Source organism: Streptomyces sp. NBC_00076 (assembly GCF_045041235.1).
In the GTDB taxonomy this organism is placed as follows: Bacteria; Actinomycetota; Actinomycetes; order Streptomycetales; family Streptomycetaceae; genus Streptomyces.
Genome location: NZ_CP108242.1, coordinates 4,578,994 through 4,594,136, shown reverse-complemented (window position 1 = coordinate 4,594,136; position 15,143 = coordinate 4,578,994). Strand labels below are relative to the sequence as shown.

Genomic DNA, 15,143 nt, shown 5'->3' with positions numbered 1-15,143 from the left:
CCGACGGGCGGCCCGGGAGACGGGCTGGCAAGGCACCCCTGGGTGGGGCCGTCGGTCAGAAGCCGGAGACGCCGCGAGCCTTGAGGACCTGCTTGAACTGGTCCTCGGCAGCCTGGGCGACCTCGCGCGGGGTCTTCTTGCCGTAGATCATGTCGGCGAGGGCGAGGTGCATGTCGGGGGCGGTGAGCGCCTTGACCTGGAAGACGCCCTGGGCCGAGGACAGCGCCTTGGCCTGGGCGATCGCGGTCTGCGGCAGGCCCTCGGGGTTGGGCACGGACGGCTCGACGGACACGAGCTTGTTGGCCTTGATGTAGGCCGGGTAGTTCGGGCCGAGCCAGAAGGACATGAACTGCCGGGCGGCGTTCTGGCGCTTGGTGTCGCCGGTGTTGAAGGCGACGACGCCGTTGGTCTGGTCGGGGGAGTACTCGGCCTTGGCGGAGCTGTTGGCGATGGGGAACCAGCCGAGCTTCTTGTCCATCTCCTCGGTGCTGGAGGTGGCCTGGATCTCGGACTGGAGCGCGGTGACGTTCACCGCCATCGCGGCCGTGCCGTCCATGACCGCCTTGCCCTGGTCCACGAAGGTGGCGGTCTTGTAGTTCTTCTGCGCCAGCCCGCCGTCGAGGACCTTCGTCTTGTACGTGGTGATGGCGTCGACGATGGTCTTGTTGGTCCAGCTGTCCTTGTTCTTGTTGAGGTTGTCCCAGAACGACTGCGGCAGGTCCGTCATCTGGGCCTGGACCTGCCACTGCAGGGGCCACTTGTCACCGCCGACCTCGAAGAACGGGGCGACTCCCGGGACCTTCGCCTTGATCGTCGCGGCGTCGGCGAGCATGTCGTCGTAGCTGGTGGGCATGGAGGTGATGCCCGCCTTCTTGAAGACGTCCTTGTTGTAGTAGACGCCGAGGACCGCGGGGCTGGTGACGATGGCCGCGTAACGGTGACCGTCGACCTGGCCCAGGCTCTTCTCCGTCTCGCCGAGCTTGGAGACCCAGTCCTCGTTGTCGAGCGGGAGCAGGTTCTTGGCCGGCTGGACGAACGGCAGGGTGCTGCCCGTGGGCTGCCAGAACATCAGGTCAGGCTTGACGCCCGAGGCGAGCTTGGTCGGGACGTTCGACTCGTAGGGGTCCGGTATCACCTCGGTGGTGATCTTGGCTCCGGTGGCCTTCTCGAACGCGTCGATGGCCTGCTTCGGCTCCGAGACGCTGTTCTGGGCGACCCACATGGTGAGGTTGACGCCCTTGAGGGAGGCGGTCGGGTCGACCGAACCCTGGGGTGCGTCGGCCGTGGTGCCACCGGTGCTGTCGCTGCAGGCGGTGGCGGTCAGCCCGAGAACACAGGCGGTGGCAAGGACGGAAACGGCTCTTCTCATGGCGAGTTCCTTGGTCGTCCGGGGAAGGGTGGCGGGGCGGCGCTGGGGGGAGGGCGATGGCTGGGGGGAGGTGAGGAGGGCGGTGAGTTGGGAGGGTGCTGGGTTGGGAGGTGGCCGGTGACTGCGGTCGAGGGTGACTTCGGGCGGGTGCTGAGGCGGTGGTGGACGAGGGCGGTGGGGAGGAGCGACGGCGGTGGGGAGCGGCTGATGGATTCGGCGGGCGCGGATGTCGTCCGGCCCGGCTCAGATGTCTCGTGGCCCCGAGCTCTCCCGGAGGACGAGGGCGGGTCCGACCGGCACCGGTGTCGGCAACCGCGCCTGCTCGGAAGCCGGTTGGCCGGTGTCGAGCTGGGCGCGCAGTAGCCCGAAGGCGGCGCGGCCCAGCCCGTGGAAGTCCATGCGGACCGTGGTGAGGGACGGTGTGACGAAACCGGAGTGCGGGGCGTCGTCGAAGCCGATGACGCTGACGTCCTCCGGAACCCGCCGGCCCGCGTGACGCAGGGCCCGCAGGACACCCAGCGCCAGGTCGTCGTTGCCGCACAGGATCGCGGTGACGTCCCGGTTCCTGGCGAGCTTCTTCCCGGCCTCGTATCCGGCCTGGGCGTCCCAGCCCTTGCCGGACGGCGCGGGAGGGGCGACGCCGACCGCTTCCAGCGCCTGGCGCCAGCCCTCGGCGCGAGGTCCCGCCAGGCGCCGGGTCCCGGTCGAGGCGGGAATCGCCACATAGTGGACCGTTTCATGCCCGAGCGTCAGCAGGTGCTCGGTGGCGGCACGGGCCGCCTCGCGGTCGTCGGCCCACACCGCCGGACGGTCCGGTGTGCGGCCCGGCGGCGGCGCTTCGACCACCGCCGCACACGGCACGTGCGCCGGTACGCGGTCCAGGGCGGCCGCACCGAGGCGGTCGAAGCCGATGACCACCACGCCACCACCGGTGTCGGCGGCCGCGGCGATCGTGCGGTCCAGGTCGTCCTCGGGTGTCACGACCCGGACGCCGAGCGCGTATCCGGCGGCGCGGGACGCCTCCTCCAGGCCCTGCAGGGTGGCTGCGTAGCCGTAGAGGACGGTGTTGGAGGTGAGGACGGTGACCGACCGGGTCACTCCGCTGGCCAGTGCGAACGCGGTGGCGTTGCGCCTGAATCCCAGTGCCTGGATGGCCGCGTCGACCCGCGTGCGGGTCTCCTCCCTGACGTTCGGATGGCCGTTGATGACCCTCGAAACGGTCTGGTAGGAGACGCCTGCCGCCTGCGCGACATCGCGGATGCTCGCGGCCTTCTGCGGCCCCTGCTGGGGGCCGCCGTGGCCGCCGGAGCTTGTGTGACCGGTCACATGCATGCGAGGATTGTGAGCGGTCACAACGTGGGCGTCAAGAGACCGTAACCGCGGATTTACCCAGCGACCCCATGCGCCGGCGCGGCACGGTCCCCTCCCGCCGAGCGTGAAGCCCCAGCTCAGCGCTTGCACGAGACACGCAGGACCGAACCGTCCCAGAAGGGGAAATTGCGTTGACCAGTGCCGTAGGAACAGTCGAGAGGTCCCGTATCTGGGCGCACCCGGCGCTCGGGCTGCACGCCGTCGTGGACGCCGGCGGTTCGGTGAGGCTGGGAGCGCCCGGCCAGGACTGGGCCTGTCTGGTGCCCCTCGTCGAGGTCACCGTCACCGGTCACGGGCGCATGTGGTCGGGGGAGCGCTTCATCGAGACGGCCGTCGGCGACCGCCTGGCCTACCGCGGCCATGAGACGGTCCAGGACGGAAGCCTGGAGCGTACGACGATCCGGCTGGCGGACCCGGTGACCGGCCTGGCCGCCGAGGTCACCCTGGAGGCGAGCTCCGGCGCGGGCTTCCTGCGCGCGCGGGTACGTCTGGTCAACGAGGGCACCACCGCGCTCCGGCTGGAGAGCGTGACGACCCTGACCCTCGGCGGCATCTCCGACGCCGACGGCGGCCTCGACGGCCTGACCCTGCACTGGGCGGACAACGACTGGCTGGCCGAGTGCCGCTGGCGCCGGGCCGCGTTCCGTGACCGGGTCGTCCCGCTGAGCCGGTCCGCCCACGGCCACGAGGGACGCGGGTGCTTCGAGCGTTACTCGCAGGGCAGTTGGTCCACCGGCCGCCATCTCCCCGTCGCCGCCCTCACCGACCGGGACGGCCGCGCCTGGCTCTGGCAGATCGAGTCCAGCGCGGGCTGGCGCTTCGAGACCGGCGAACGCGAGGGCGCGGCGTACGTCGCCCTGTTCGGTCCCGACGAGGCCCACCACCAGTGGCACCACACCCTCGCCCCCGGCCAGGAGTTCCACACGGTCCCCGCCGCGCTCGTCCGGACCGAGGCCGGGGGCCTGGACGCCGCCTTCGGGACCCTCACGGACTACCGCCGGAGCATCCGCCGCGACCACCCCGACCACCGCACCCTCCCGGTGATCTACAACGACTACATGAACACCCTCATGGGTGACCCCACCACCGAACGGCTCCTGCCCCTCATCGAGGCGGCGGGGACGGCCGGCGCCGAGATCTTCGTCATCGACGCGGGCTGGTACGACGACGACGCGCAGGGCTGGTGGGACGCCGTCGGCGCGTGGGAGGCCGCCCCCCACCGCTTTCCCGGTGGCATACAGGAGGTCCTGGACGCCATCGGACGGCACGGCATGACCCCGGGCCTCTGGCTCGAACCCGAAGTCGTCGGCGTACGCAGCCCCTTGGCCCACACCCTGCCGCCCGAGGCGTTCTTCCAACGCGGCGGTGTCCGCGTCACGGAACACGGCCGGCACCACCTGGACCTGCGCCACCCGGCCGCCCGCGCCCACCTCGACGCGGTCGTGGACCGGCTGGTCGGCGAGTGGGGCGTCGGGTACCTGAAGCTCGACTACAACATCAACGTCGGGGCTGGTACGGAGGGGGTTGTCGGTGCGGAGGGCGTTCGCGGTGCGGACGGAGTTCCCGGTGCGGACGGAGTTCCCGGTGCCGAGGGGGTCGACGGTGCGGTGAGTGGCGTCGGTACGGGTGGTGGCCTCGGTACGGGGAGTGGCCTCGGAAGCGCGGGGGCCGGCCTGCTCGGGCACCACCGTGCCCACCTCGACTGGATGAACTCGCTCCTCGACCGCCACCCCCACCTCGTCCTGGAGAACTGCGGCTCCGGTGGCCTGCGTATGGACTACGCCCAACTGGCCGTGGCCCAACTGCAGTCGACCAGTGACCAGCAGGACCCCCTGCGCTACCCGCCCATCGCCGCCGCGGCCGCCACCGCGGCGACGCCCGAGCAGGCCGCCGTGTGGGCCTACCCCCAGCCGGACCAGAGCCTCGACGAGATCGCCTTCACCCTCACCGGCGCACTGCTCGGCCGCGTCCACCTCTCCGGTTTCCTCAACCGCATGAGCGGCGAACAGTTCGACCTCGTCCGCTCGGCGATCTCCGTCTACAAGGACATCCGGCCGGAGATCGGCGAAGCGCACCCGTTCTGGCCGCTGGGCCTGCCTTCCTGGGAGGACACCTGGATCGCCCACGGCCTGCGGGGCGAGGAGTCCACGTTCCTCATGATCTGGAGACGGGACCTGGGCGGGAACCTGGGCGTGGGCCATGGCGGCGACGGGGCCGTCCTGAGCGGCCCCGAGCAGAACGGGCCCGTCGACACCACCCGCACACTCACCATCCCGCACCTGAGTGGCGTACACGTCCACCCCACGGTGCTCCACCCCACGACCGCCGACACCATCGCGGAGTGGAACGCGGCCGACGGAAACCTCACTGTCTCCCTGCCACGCGCCAACACCGCCGTCCTCCTCCGGCTGAGCGCCGGTTCGCCGGACTGACTCCCTGTCCGGCCGAGGGAACAGCGACACAGCCGACCATCTATCCGTTTCGCCGGACCGTCGGCCCGAAGGATTCCTGGGCAGGGACGAGCGATTCCCCGCGCTCCACGAGGTATCGAACCCCGTCGGGGCGCGTTTCAAGCCGCTTCGGCAGCTCACCCTCGCCCACTCGAACCATCCCCACCGCACCGACCGGACGAGGGAGTTGCACCGTCATCTGCGACAAGGACGACCTTGCCAAGGTTGCGGCGCTGTTCGATGAGGGCGTGGGCTCGGGCGGCTTCGGCGAGGGGGATCTCCTCGTGCACGGCGGTGCGCAGGGTGCCCTCCTCGTGCAGCTGCCAGAGTTCGCGCAGCCAGCGGTCGTACAGTTCGGGCTTGCCGACAGCGATGGCACGCATCTGGAAGCCGATCATCGAGGCGCCGCGGACGAGGAGTTCGTATGCCTCCACGGTGCCTCCGCCGGAGCTGAAGGCCACCAGCCGGCCGCCCGTGGCCAGGGCCCGCACGGTGGGGCCGAGCAGGTCGCCGCCGACTCCATCGAGGATCACGTCGTACGGTGCGCCCCAGTCGGCGTCCTCGTACACAACGACCTCGTCGGCGCCCAAACTCCGTACGAAGTCGGCCTTGTCGGTGCTGCTGACAGCGGCGACGACGCGTCCAGCCCCACCGGCCTTGGCGTACTGGAGGGCGAGCGTGCCCACCGCACTCGCCGCCGCCGTTACCAGGACCGACTCGCCAGGCTCCACGCGCGCAGCCTCGTAGGCGCCGCGTGCCACCATCCCGCTGCGGACCAGTGCCACTGCCTCCACGTCACTCGCGCCGTCAGGGATCCGGGAGGTCATCGCGGTGTTCAGGACCGCGAACTCGGCGTAGGCGTCGGCGAAGCACAGCCCAGTGACACGGTCTCCGACGCCGAAGGCGGCGACCCCCTCGCCGAGGGCGACGATCTGCCCGGCGACTTCGCCCGCAAGCGAGATCGGATCCCTCGCATCCCGGACCTTGCGCACAGCGGGCAGTGTCACCCCGACCGCCCTGGTCCGGATCAGCACCTCCCCGGCTCCCGGCTCGGGTCGGTCGGCTTCCTCGGCGACCAGCGCGCCGGGCCCGACCTCATGGCGAATGCGCAGCACAAGGACCTCCCTGTCCATTTTCATTGGGTAGCCCAACGATAGGCAGAAGTCATAGGGAGTTCCAATGAATTTCGGGATAGGTTGACCGCATGACCGAAGCTCTCCAGCGCATCCAGTCCCTGCCGAGCTGGCTCGTCGGACGCGTCGCGGCGCGCGCCCGCGGCCTGGTCGCCGGTGCGCTCGCTGCGGAAGGGCTGAGGCTCATGCATCACGCGGTGCTGGCCGCGACCGCCGAGTACGGGCCGGTCGCCCAGGCCGAGCTGGGGCGTCGGCTCGCCGTAGACCCCAAGGACATGGTCGGCATCCTCAACGACCTCCAACAGGCGGGACTCGTTCTGCGCACCCCGGACCCCGCCGACCGCCGCAAAAACGCCATCACGGCCACCCCAGAAGGCATGGCCGTCCTCACCCGGTGCGCGGCCCTGGCCGAAGCAGCCAACGCCGAGTTGCTGGCACCGCTCACTCCGGACGAGCAGAAACAGTTGGTGACGCTACTGACCCGCGTCCACGAGGCGCCATGATTCAGATGGTGCCGCGCGCCCGGAAGAAGCGACGCACCGTCCAGAGGACGAAGACCAACACCACGACCGCCAGCATGAAGTTGAGCGCGTCAACGGTCTCGACATCTGGCAGCCGGTGAGCATCGTCTTCGCGTTCGCGGCCCTGCTCGTCTACCTGCCGCCCTACTTCCAGGGCGCGGGCGGCGCCGGGGCGACGATGTCCGGTGCGATGCTGCTGCCGCTGACGCTGCCGGTCTTCATCCTGCCGCTGTTCACCCCCACGCTGGTGCGGTTGCTGTCCGTACGGACGCTGCTCGCCGTCGGACCCGCGGTGCTGGCCGTCGCGCTGCTGCTGATGACGTTCACCGACCCGCTGTCGTCCCGTACGGGGCTGTACGCGGCGCTGCTGCTGGCCGGTGTCGGCATCGGTCTCGCCTTCGGGGTCATGGACAACGCGGCGGTCAGCGTGGTGCCGGCCGAACGCAGCGGTATGGCGTCGGGCATCTTCAACACCGTTCCTAAAGACTGAGCGGGAGTGGGTTCTGTTGCCAGGACTCGTGCTCAGCCGGGTGTCCCGAACGGTGTTGGGCACCCTGGTCGCCCGCTTTCGCTCCACGGCCCGGCGGCGCGCATCCGGTGCGCGGTCCGGGAATGTGGGGGCGGGTTTCCTCACGCCGCCGGGCCTCCGGTCGGGCCTGGACGGTCCGATGCCCCGCACCATCACTCTGGTGCTGCGGGGGCGGTGCCATCCTCCCCCAGTGCCTTAAGGGCCTGGGAGGTGCCCCCAGCCTGATCGGGTGCCCGAGGGCGCGTCGCCCGACCGCGATGCTCGCCGCATCGTGACGGGACATTGTGCGTCGCGGGGTCGTCAGTGGCTGCTGCCAGTGCTGGGCACCCCACCGGCTCGTGTAGGCGGGGTCGACCGCTACGACGGCGACGTCCTGTTCGGCGGCCATCGACACCAGCCGGGCTTTCAGTTTCGCGGTGGGGAAGCGGGAGAGCAGGCGGCGGAAACGCTTGTTGCGGCCGTACTTCTCGCGGCTTGTGCCCTCGCGGAAGTCGAGGTCCTCGATGGCGATCGCGGACGCTCCGCAACGGCGCGCGTGGTGCAGCAGGCGGGTCAGGGCGTGCCGGATCTGCGCGTCCCGGTGCGCGGCGGTGCCGGTCAGGTCGTAGAAGTAGCGGCGTGGTTCGCCGACCGGGTTGCCGTGCACATCCAGACGCCAGCAGGCGAGGTGGTCGTCGTTCATGTCCACCCCCACCACACCCCGCGCCAGCCCCGCCTCCAGCGGCAGCACCGGTGCGGCGGCACGCTGCCACGAGGCGGTGACATACCAGCGGCCGCGTGCCACATCGTGGTGGATGCGGTAGGCCACCGCCCGGTTCGCGGTGATCCGGTCCCGCCACTCCTCACCCCGGTGCTTGAACGCCACGGTCGCGTCCAGCAGATACCGGCCGTGCGGGGCGTTGGCCAGGTGGGCTAGTGGTGCCGGGAGCCTGACCGAGAGCCGGCCGGTGTCGGTGATGCGGATGGTCTCGTTGCCGAAGCGTTTGCCGGACTCTCCGTCGGCGGCCAAAAACATCCGCTCCGCCTGCCACCGCTGTCGCCACGCTGCTTCGTCCAGCCCGGCGGCCTCCAGGTGGTGGCGGGCGTGGGCGAGGCGCTTGCCGCCGCGCACCACCCGCACCCGACCCGCCACCCAGTCCGCCTCCACCACCCAGAGTCGGTCCTTCAGGGTCTGCAGGCGGCGGGACTTGGCATGCCACTCACCACGCGAACCGTAACCGCGTACCAGGCCGTCCCTCTTGTCGGCTTTGGCGCCCAGCGGCCGGGCCAGCCGCACCTCGACCGACGCGATCTGTCCCCGTAGCCACGTCATGTGGGCGACCTGCCCTCGCCGGGCCAGCGCCCACTGATCGTGGCTGGCCTTGGTGATACTGCCCGCCCAGCGTGCCGACGACCTTCCCGTCAGCTCCCGCTTGCGCACCGCCCACCCGGCCGCATCATGCGCCAGCCCCTGCCGGGACCGTACGGCGAGATCCCCGGCCGCCAGCGAACCCAGGAACATCCCCACCTCTGCGAGGACCGCCGCGTCCGACTCGCTCACCCGCAGCCGGTCCCTGATCGCCACCCCGGCCGGGCCGGGCACAACGAACGGCGCCGTCAACTCCCGCAGCCCACCCACCCGTTCACCCCCGACCGCGATGCGAAGACCCCGTCACCGCAGTCAACGACCACCACCCGCAAAGGTCACCCATTCGACCCAAGAACTCCCGTTCCCCACAGGCGGGCGAAGCTCAGAACACCCCTTGGCAGCAGAGAACACCCCCAGCGCACCGCGGACTACCGGACCCACACAACCAGCCTCGGCACTCACTCACACTCACCCCAACTCACTCCTGCTTACTACTCCGCCAGCAGCTCCGAACCCTCCGGGTCGCGGGCGAGACGATCGGTGTCGCGTGCGTGGGCGGGCTGCTGCTCACCTCGACCCGCCAGCAGTTGTCCGCGCACGGCGGCGACACGGGCGGCGGAGGTACGGCCAGTGGCGCGATGGCCGACGACGTGGTCCAGGGCCGTCTGGGTTCCGTACGCGCAAGCGGCGGAGAGGACCTGGTGGACCGGGCGGTACAGGGTCTCCAGCACGGTTGGAGCGTCGTCTACGTGGTGCTGGCCTGCGTGGCCCTCGCCATCTTCACCATGGTCCGCGACCGCGACCTGGACCAGTCCTCCACCGCTCAGGACGCGTAGTGCCACGGATCGAGGAGCTGTCACGCGCTTTCCGGGCCTGACGGAAGTCGAGGTACGCCAGCGCTGTGACCAGCAGCGGGACAATGATCCACAGCAGCGCGAAACGGAGCCGGCCCGTTGTCAGCGCGGCGACCAGCAACACTGCGACGGTGCTCCCGACGCAGCCGAAGAACTGGCGGTAGGAACGGAACCCACCCCCCACTGCCGTGCCCGGATCGTCCTCCTCGGCGAACGCGGCCCGCAAGGGGTGGCCGTCGCCTTCGCGCCGGGCCCGCTGCCAGGCGAAGAACCAGCGGGCTCCGACGTAGAGAACGAGAGTGCCCATAAGGATCCACCACCCGGTGGGATCATCGGGAAATGAGCGCGCGAGTGTCATGAACATCGCGTGCCCCGACTCCGGGGGAGCAGACGGTTCCGCATTTACGCCGGAGCAGACACCCTCCTGCCCTCAGGAATCGGGGCATCGAGCGGTCTGAGACCGTCTAGGTCACGAGACCGGCTATGTTTTCGCGGCGAGGAACGGCCGACCGGCCGCACTGGGCATGCTCCACCCGGATCCGGCCCGGAGAACCCGCGTGATCCCACGCAGGAGGTAGTCCCGGCAGGAGGCATCACTCCACCGACACCGGGCCCGGCCCGATCCGCAGACCCGGTGGACGGAGCGGCTTCGCCGGACTAGCGGGCGAGCGACCCGTTCTGGGCTTCGGCCGCGGACTGCCATGCCCGCATACCCGCTCGGGACGCCTCCTTGGCCTGCTGCCACTTCACGGCCGCCTGCTGGGACGGGGGCACGTCCATGTCGCGGATCATGCGCCGACCTGCGGTGAACACGGCGAAGGCCCCTATGGCCATGCCGACGCCCGCCACCACGGCACCGGCCGCGGTGAGCACGGCTCCGGCCCTGACGAGCCGGGTGTCGAGGTCGATCGTCCGACGGAACTGGGGGTGCTGCTGGTTCATGACTCCACCATCCAACGGGTCGAACCACATCGCATCCCGACCGACGGCTCAGGACGCCGTACGGGTTCGGGTGTGCGTCGCCAGGGTGACCGAAGACCGATCTCCAGCAGGGCCTGCTCAACTCCGGGCTCTCCCCTCCTGACGTGTCTTGCCTTGCGTGCGGTTACGAATGGAGGACCTTCTCCTTTGCCCGGCGGAACTCCTCGTCGGAGATGTCGCCGCGGGCCCGGATCTCCGAGAGCTTGGCGAGTTGGTCCGCCTCGCTGGCGGGGCCGGTGGCGCCGACGGTCTCGCGGACGTAGCGGTCCGTCTCTTCCAACTTGGCCCTGGTGTGTTCCTGTTCACGCCTGCCCATGTCCTTGCCCCGGGCGATGACGTAGACGAAGACGCCCAGGAAGGGGAGGACGATCGTGAAGACCAGCCATCCCGTCTTGGCCCAGCCGCTCAGGGAGTCGTCGCGGAAGATGTCGACGACCACGCGGAAGAGCAGGAAGATCCACAGGATCCACAGGAAGATCCACATGACCGTCCAGAAGGCTCCGAGGACCGGGTAGTCGTAGGCCAGGTTCACAGTGCTGCCCATCGCTTCTCCTCTGTGGTGTCCTCCCGTCAGCCCGCAGCGCGCGAGAGGAAGGGCCGCGGGCCTCTTGCCGACCCGGCCAGAACTCGCCGCCCCGGCCTGCGGCAGGGACGGGGCGTGGGGGGCGGAGTCCAGGTGGACGTGGCGCATCACGGCGAGGCCGCGGCATGTTCGCGGCCGGTCGGTGGCCGGGTGGCACTCGGAGACAGAGCACACGACGAAGGGCGATGACCGATCTACGGGCCCGTCAGAGATGCGTTCTGCGCATTCACTTCGTGTCAACCATAACCAGGGTGTGAGAAGGGCGCATTACCAAGTCGCGGTCGTCTGGCACGGCTCCCACCACCGCGCTCACGAGCATGTGCGCCGTATGCATGCCGCAACCGCAAGGGGCCCTCCCGTCCGCCGGGCGGGAGGGCCCCTTCGACGGTCTGATCTGGGGCTTCGATGGAACGAGGGCCTGTCGGGCAGGCGCACCCGCAGACGGCTGGTGGCTGGCGCAGTACCGGCACTTGCTCGCCGCCTGGGGGATGTCCGCGGCCAAACAGGCCGGGCAGGTCGTCACCGGTTGTGGCTCCCCGAAGGCGGTGACACCGCGGCGAGGAATGCTTGTACGGCACAACGGTGAAGCGGTTCATGTGAGTGCTCCGGAAATCCAGTCGGCGGTGGTGGGCAGCCAGTCGGGCCGGGCATTGCCGAGGAGGTGATCGCCGTGCGGGACGAGCAGGTACTCGCCGTGCGGCGCCAGGCGGGCCAGCGGCTCTCCGTTGGTCACGCCGGGGATGACGTCGCGGCCGCCGTCCACCACCAGGAGCGGGCAGGTGATACGCGCTGCCTGCGCGGACAGGTCGATGTGGCGGACGATGTCGCGGGCTGCCTCGGGTCCGCCGGCCCGCCGGGCGAGGATGTCCTGAACGAAGGGCGGGGCGGTGTCCCAGTCGAGGCGGAAGGGGCCGCTCACGGTGGCGGCAGCGGCCACGCGAGGTTCGTGGGCGGCGCTCTCCGCAACGTAGTAGCCACCCAGGCTCAGCCCGATGAGTCCGATCCGGTCGACACCGAGCGCGTCGATGACCTGGCCGATCACCTGGTGGTAGTCCGGCCGCACGGTGGTGGTGGCTGCGAGTACGCCTTGGCCGGGCCCGTCCATCGTGAATACTGCCGCCCCTCTGCGCAGCAGGGCTGAGGTGACGGTGTGGAACTCCTCTTTACTGGAGTCCAGGCCGGGGACGACGACCACGGTGGCCGGCGCGTCGGCGGGGCCGCGCAGCCAGCCGGTGAAGGCCGGCCCTTCGATCCGGCGGGCACCGGGCTCCAGGAGGGCCAGAGCGCGGCCCATGGCACGGTCCGCCTCTGCCGCGGCCAGGTCCTGGTCCCCGTGCGGAGCGAGCGTAGCGATGTGGAACCAGCGTGCTGCCACCTGATAGTGCTCGCCTGCCGATGTGGGTGAGGCAGCCTGCTTCGCGCGGGCGGCGTGTTGCTGTGCGGTGCGGATGAATGCCTGACCCCACCCGTCGACGGATGCCAGTCCGCCGGTGACGTGCAGGTACTCGTGCGGGTCGAGCCCGGCTCCCGTGGCGCGCGTCATCTGGGCGGCGGCGAATTCAGCGGCGAATTCAGCGGCGAATTCGGCAGCGGATTCCGTGGTGGATTCAGCGGCGAATTCGGCAGCGGATTCCGTGGTGGATTCAGCGGCGAATTCGGCAGCGGATTCCGTGGTGGATTCAGCGGCGAATTCGGCAGCGGATTCCGTGGTGGATTCGGCGGCGCTCATCGCACTGTTCCCGTGGTGAGGACGGCCTTGCCTCGAATGCGTCGTTCCCGCAGATCGACCAGCGTCTGTGCGGTCTGTTCCCAGTCGGCGACGTGGCCGATCTCCGGATGCAACCGCCCGCCGTTCACCAGGCGCACCAGAGTGGTCAGGTCGGGGCTGTAGGGCGCACCGGCGTAGTGGAAGTGGCGGATCGTGGCCCCTTCGGGACCGGCGAGGAGGTCGAAGAAGTCGAGAGTCACCGGAGTGAGGCTGGCCTGGCCGAACCAGATCAGCGTGCCGCCTGGTGCCAGCTTCGACAGCGCGACCGGCAGATGGGCGCCGCCGGTGGATTCCAGCACCACGTCGAACGGACCCTGTGCTTCGGTCACCTTGTGCACGACCGCTGCCGCCCCCAGCTCGCGCAGCCGCTCGCCGCGTGACGGCGTGGCGGTCACCACGGTGATCTCCGCTCCTGCGGCTGCCGCCAGTTCGGTGACGTAGTGGCCGACACCGCCCGACGCACCGGTCAGCAGGATCCGCCGCCCCGACACGCTGCCGGCCGTACGAAGCAGCCGAAGTGCGGTGATCCCGGCCAGCGGCAGAGCTGCGGCCTGAACGGCGCCGAGGCCATCGGGCAGCACCGCGAGCGAGTGGGTGGGCACCGCCGCGTACTCGGCCCAGCCGCCCTGCGGCGGGTGCCCCACCACTCGGGCGCCGATCTGCGGGCCGGAGCCGTCGGCCGCAGCCTGCACCACCAGGCCGGCGACATCCTTGCCGGGAAGCAGCCCTGGCCTTGGCTTTTCCAGGAGGAACGTCTCGCCCCGGTTCGGCGCGAACGCCTCGACCCTGATCAGTGCCTCGTCCGGCTGCGGGACGGGCTGGGCGTCCTCCGCGAACGCGACCGGACGCGCCGGATTCCCCGTGGGGATCAGTCTCTGCATGCGATTCATGAAACGGGCGGCGATGCCGAGCAATCCAACAAGGGAACGGAAACGCTCACAACCGTTGGTTGTCACCTATGGTGAGAGGCGTGGATCTCGACCTGGCGCACGTCCGCTCCTTTGTGATCGCTGCGCAGGAGCTGCACTTCGGACGGGCAGCTGAGGCACTGTCGATCTCACAGCAGGGGCTGTCCAAACGGATCGCGCGGCTGGAGTCCCAGCTCGCCACCGAGCTGTTCCGGCGCAGTGGCCAAGGGGTGCAGCTCACCGAGGTCGGCCGTCGCTTCCTGGGACCGGCCCGGCAGACGCTGGCCGCCGCGGACCAGGCCCTGGCCGCAGTGCGGGACGAACGCCGTCCGCTACGGGTTGACGTGTGGGGCCACCTGTACGCGCCGATGCGGGCACTTGCCCAGGTGGCGAAGCGGACCGGCGAACTGGCTCTGGAACTTGGCCACGGCCGCGATCTGCCCTCGGTGGCGGCCGCCCTGCTGCACGGTGACATCGACGCGGGCTTCGGGCGGGTCCATCCGCCATTGCCTGCCGGACTGGCGCATCGTCTGGTGCGCCTTGAGCCGGTGGACGTGATCCTCGGCGAGGACCATCCGCTTGCGGCCGAGCCCGTGCTGCGGCCCGAACAGCTTCAGGACAGTGTGCTGTGGACTCCAGGGGCGCTGGATCGGCTCGACTTCCTGCACCGCTTCGCCGAGCAGTTCGGCATCCGTGACCACGCCGAGGGCCCCAACCTGGGCCTTGACCACTTCCTCGCCGGCATGGTCGCGGAGTCGCGGCGCTTCTCGTTGATCCCGGCCGACGTGCCGCTTCCCCAGGCCCTCGGGGTCCGTTCCGTTCCGCTGGTGGATCCCACACCGCTGTACGCCTGGGCACTGCTGTGGCGCGACAAGGGCGGGCACCCGCTGCTGGGTGAACTGCTGAGCGCTTTCACGACAGAGGCCGGGCGCAACCGCTGGCTGGAGTACGACCCGGCCCATGATTGGTTGCCCGAAACCCACGCCACCACGGAAGACCGGCAGGGTCCTCACCCGCGAAGAGGTTGAAGGGCACTTCGCCAGTTCCCGCCAGGCTCCCTGTGAACTTCAGCCTCGGCACACGCCGGGGCTTCTTGCGCGGGTGCCAAGTCGGTGCACCGGGATGACGCACTCGTCGCGGTTCACGGCACACCTTCGGCCAGGGGATCCGGCCTCCACGCGGCAGTAGTGGAATGAATGTGGGACGACCCCGGATACGACAAAGGGCCAGCCCGAGACGAAACCTCTCCTGAGCTGGCCCTGCTCTGTGCTGGTGTACGTGGGTGTCGATGTCGGGGTGACGTTCGGGTGGAGTGGGTCTGAGCCCAC

Annotated in this window: 13 protein-coding genes; 5 read left to right on the top strand and 8 right to left on the bottom strand. The window is 70.0% G+C overall.

Features of this window, described 5'->3' with window-relative positions; all coding sequences use genetic code 11:
• Positions 1 to 55: 55 nt before the first annotated feature.
• Both OHA64_RS20715 and OHA64_RS20710 read right to left on the bottom strand, forming a co-directional pair.
• On the bottom strand, positions 56 to 1,369 hold the full coding sequence (locus OHA64_RS20715; protein ID WP_405615140.1) for an ABC transporter substrate-binding protein: 1,314 nt from the start codon (positions 1,367 to 1,369) through the stop codon (positions 56 to 58).
• Positions 1,370 to 1,612: 243 nt separating this feature from the next.
• Positions 1,613 to 2,701 carry a LacI family DNA-binding transcriptional regulator gene (locus OHA64_RS20710; protein ID WP_405615138.1) on the bottom strand — a complete coding sequence of 363 codons (1,089 nt, stop codon included), beginning with the start codon at positions 2,699 to 2,701 and terminating at the stop codon, positions 1,613 to 1,615.
• Between the two features lie 170 nt (positions 2,702 to 2,871).
• Here OHA64_RS20710 and OHA64_RS20705 point away from each other — a divergent pair, with 170 nt between their 5' ends.
• Positions 2,872 to 5,172: an alpha-galactosidase gene (locus OHA64_RS20705; RefSeq protein WP_405615136.1), complete on the top strand. Its 2,301-nt coding sequence runs from the start codon at positions 2,872 to 2,874 to the stop codon at positions 5,170 to 5,172.
• Positions 5,173 to 5,327: 155 nt separating this feature from the next.
• Here the strand turns inward: OHA64_RS20705 and OHA64_RS20700 are convergent, their stop codons facing one another.
• Positions 5,328 to 6,323 (bottom strand): zinc-binding alcohol dehydrogenase family protein, encoded by a 996-nt coding sequence (locus OHA64_RS20700; RefSeq protein WP_405615134.1) that lies wholly within the window; start codon positions 6,321 to 6,323, stop codon positions 5,328 to 5,330.
• 71 nt (positions 6,324 to 6,394) lie between these two features.
• On the opposite strand from OHA64_RS20700, the gene OHA64_RS20695 reads away from it, so the two are divergent.
• Together OHA64_RS20695 and OHA64_RS20690 are read left to right on the top strand one after the other, a co-directional pair.
• Positions 6,395 to 6,826 carry a MarR family winged helix-turn-helix transcriptional regulator gene (locus OHA64_RS20695; RefSeq protein ID WP_405615132.1) on the top strand — a complete coding sequence of 144 codons (432 nt, stop codon included), beginning with the start codon at positions 6,395 to 6,397 and terminating at the stop codon, positions 6,824 to 6,826.
• A 115-nt stretch (positions 6,827 to 6,941) separates the two neighbouring features.
• The gene (locus OHA64_RS20690) at positions 6,942 to 7,334 is read left to right on the top strand and encodes an MFS transporter (protein WP_405615130.1); all 393 of its coding nucleotides are present in this window, start codon (positions 6,942 to 6,944) and stop codon (positions 7,332 to 7,334) included.
• On the opposite strand, the gene OHA64_RS20685 is transcribed toward OHA64_RS20690, so the two are convergent.
• Entirely contained in the window at positions 7,324 to 8,991 is a 1,668-nt protein-coding gene (locus OHA64_RS20685) for an IS200/IS605 family accessory protein TnpB-related protein (RefSeq protein WP_405615128.1), read from the bottom strand. The two genes, OHA64_RS20690 and OHA64_RS20685, sit on opposite strands and share 11 nt — an antisense overlap.
• 281 nt (positions 8,992 to 9,272) lie before the next feature.
• Here OHA64_RS20685 and OHA64_RS20680 point away from each other — a divergent pair, with 281 nt between their 5' ends.
• Complete coding sequence (locus OHA64_RS20680; RefSeq protein WP_405615126.1) at positions 9,273 to 9,557, top strand: hypothetical protein; 285 nt, start codon at positions 9,273 to 9,275, stop codon at positions 9,555 to 9,557.
• A gap of 675 nt (positions 9,558 to 10,232) precedes the next feature.
• Here OHA64_RS20680 and OHA64_RS20675 read toward each other — a convergent pair.
• The 4 genes from OHA64_RS20675 to OHA64_RS20660 form a co-directional block, all read right to left on the bottom strand.
• Positions 10,233 to 10,517: a hypothetical protein gene (locus OHA64_RS20675; protein WP_405615124.1), complete on the bottom strand. Its 285-nt coding sequence runs from the start codon at positions 10,515 to 10,517 to the stop codon at positions 10,233 to 10,235.
• Between the two features lie 163 nt (positions 10,518 to 10,680).
• The gene (locus OHA64_RS20670) at positions 10,681 to 11,100 is read right to left on the bottom strand and encodes an SHOCT domain-containing protein (protein ID WP_405615122.1); all 420 of its coding nucleotides are present in this window, start codon (positions 11,098 to 11,100) and stop codon (positions 10,681 to 10,683) included.
• Between the two features lie 631 nt (positions 11,101 to 11,731).
• A complete protein-coding gene (locus OHA64_RS20665; protein WP_405624037.1) occupies positions 11,732 to 12,682 on the bottom strand; it encodes an alpha/beta hydrolase family protein in 951 nt (316 codons plus the stop codon).
• A 182-nt stretch (positions 12,683 to 12,864) separates the two neighbouring features.
• The gene (locus tag OHA64_RS20660) at positions 12,865 to 13,788 is read right to left on the bottom strand and encodes a zinc-binding dehydrogenase (protein WP_405615120.1); all 924 of its coding nucleotides are present in this window, start codon (positions 13,786 to 13,788) and stop codon (positions 12,865 to 12,867) included.
• 89 nt (positions 13,789 to 13,877) lie between these two features.
• Here OHA64_RS20660 and OHA64_RS20655 point away from each other — a divergent pair, with 89 nt between their 5' ends.
• Positions 13,878 to 14,843: a LysR family transcriptional regulator gene (locus tag OHA64_RS20655; protein WP_405615118.1), complete on the top strand. Its 966-nt coding sequence runs from the start codon at positions 13,878 to 13,880 to the stop codon at positions 14,841 to 14,843.
• Positions 14,844 to 15,143: the final 300 nt, after the last annotated feature.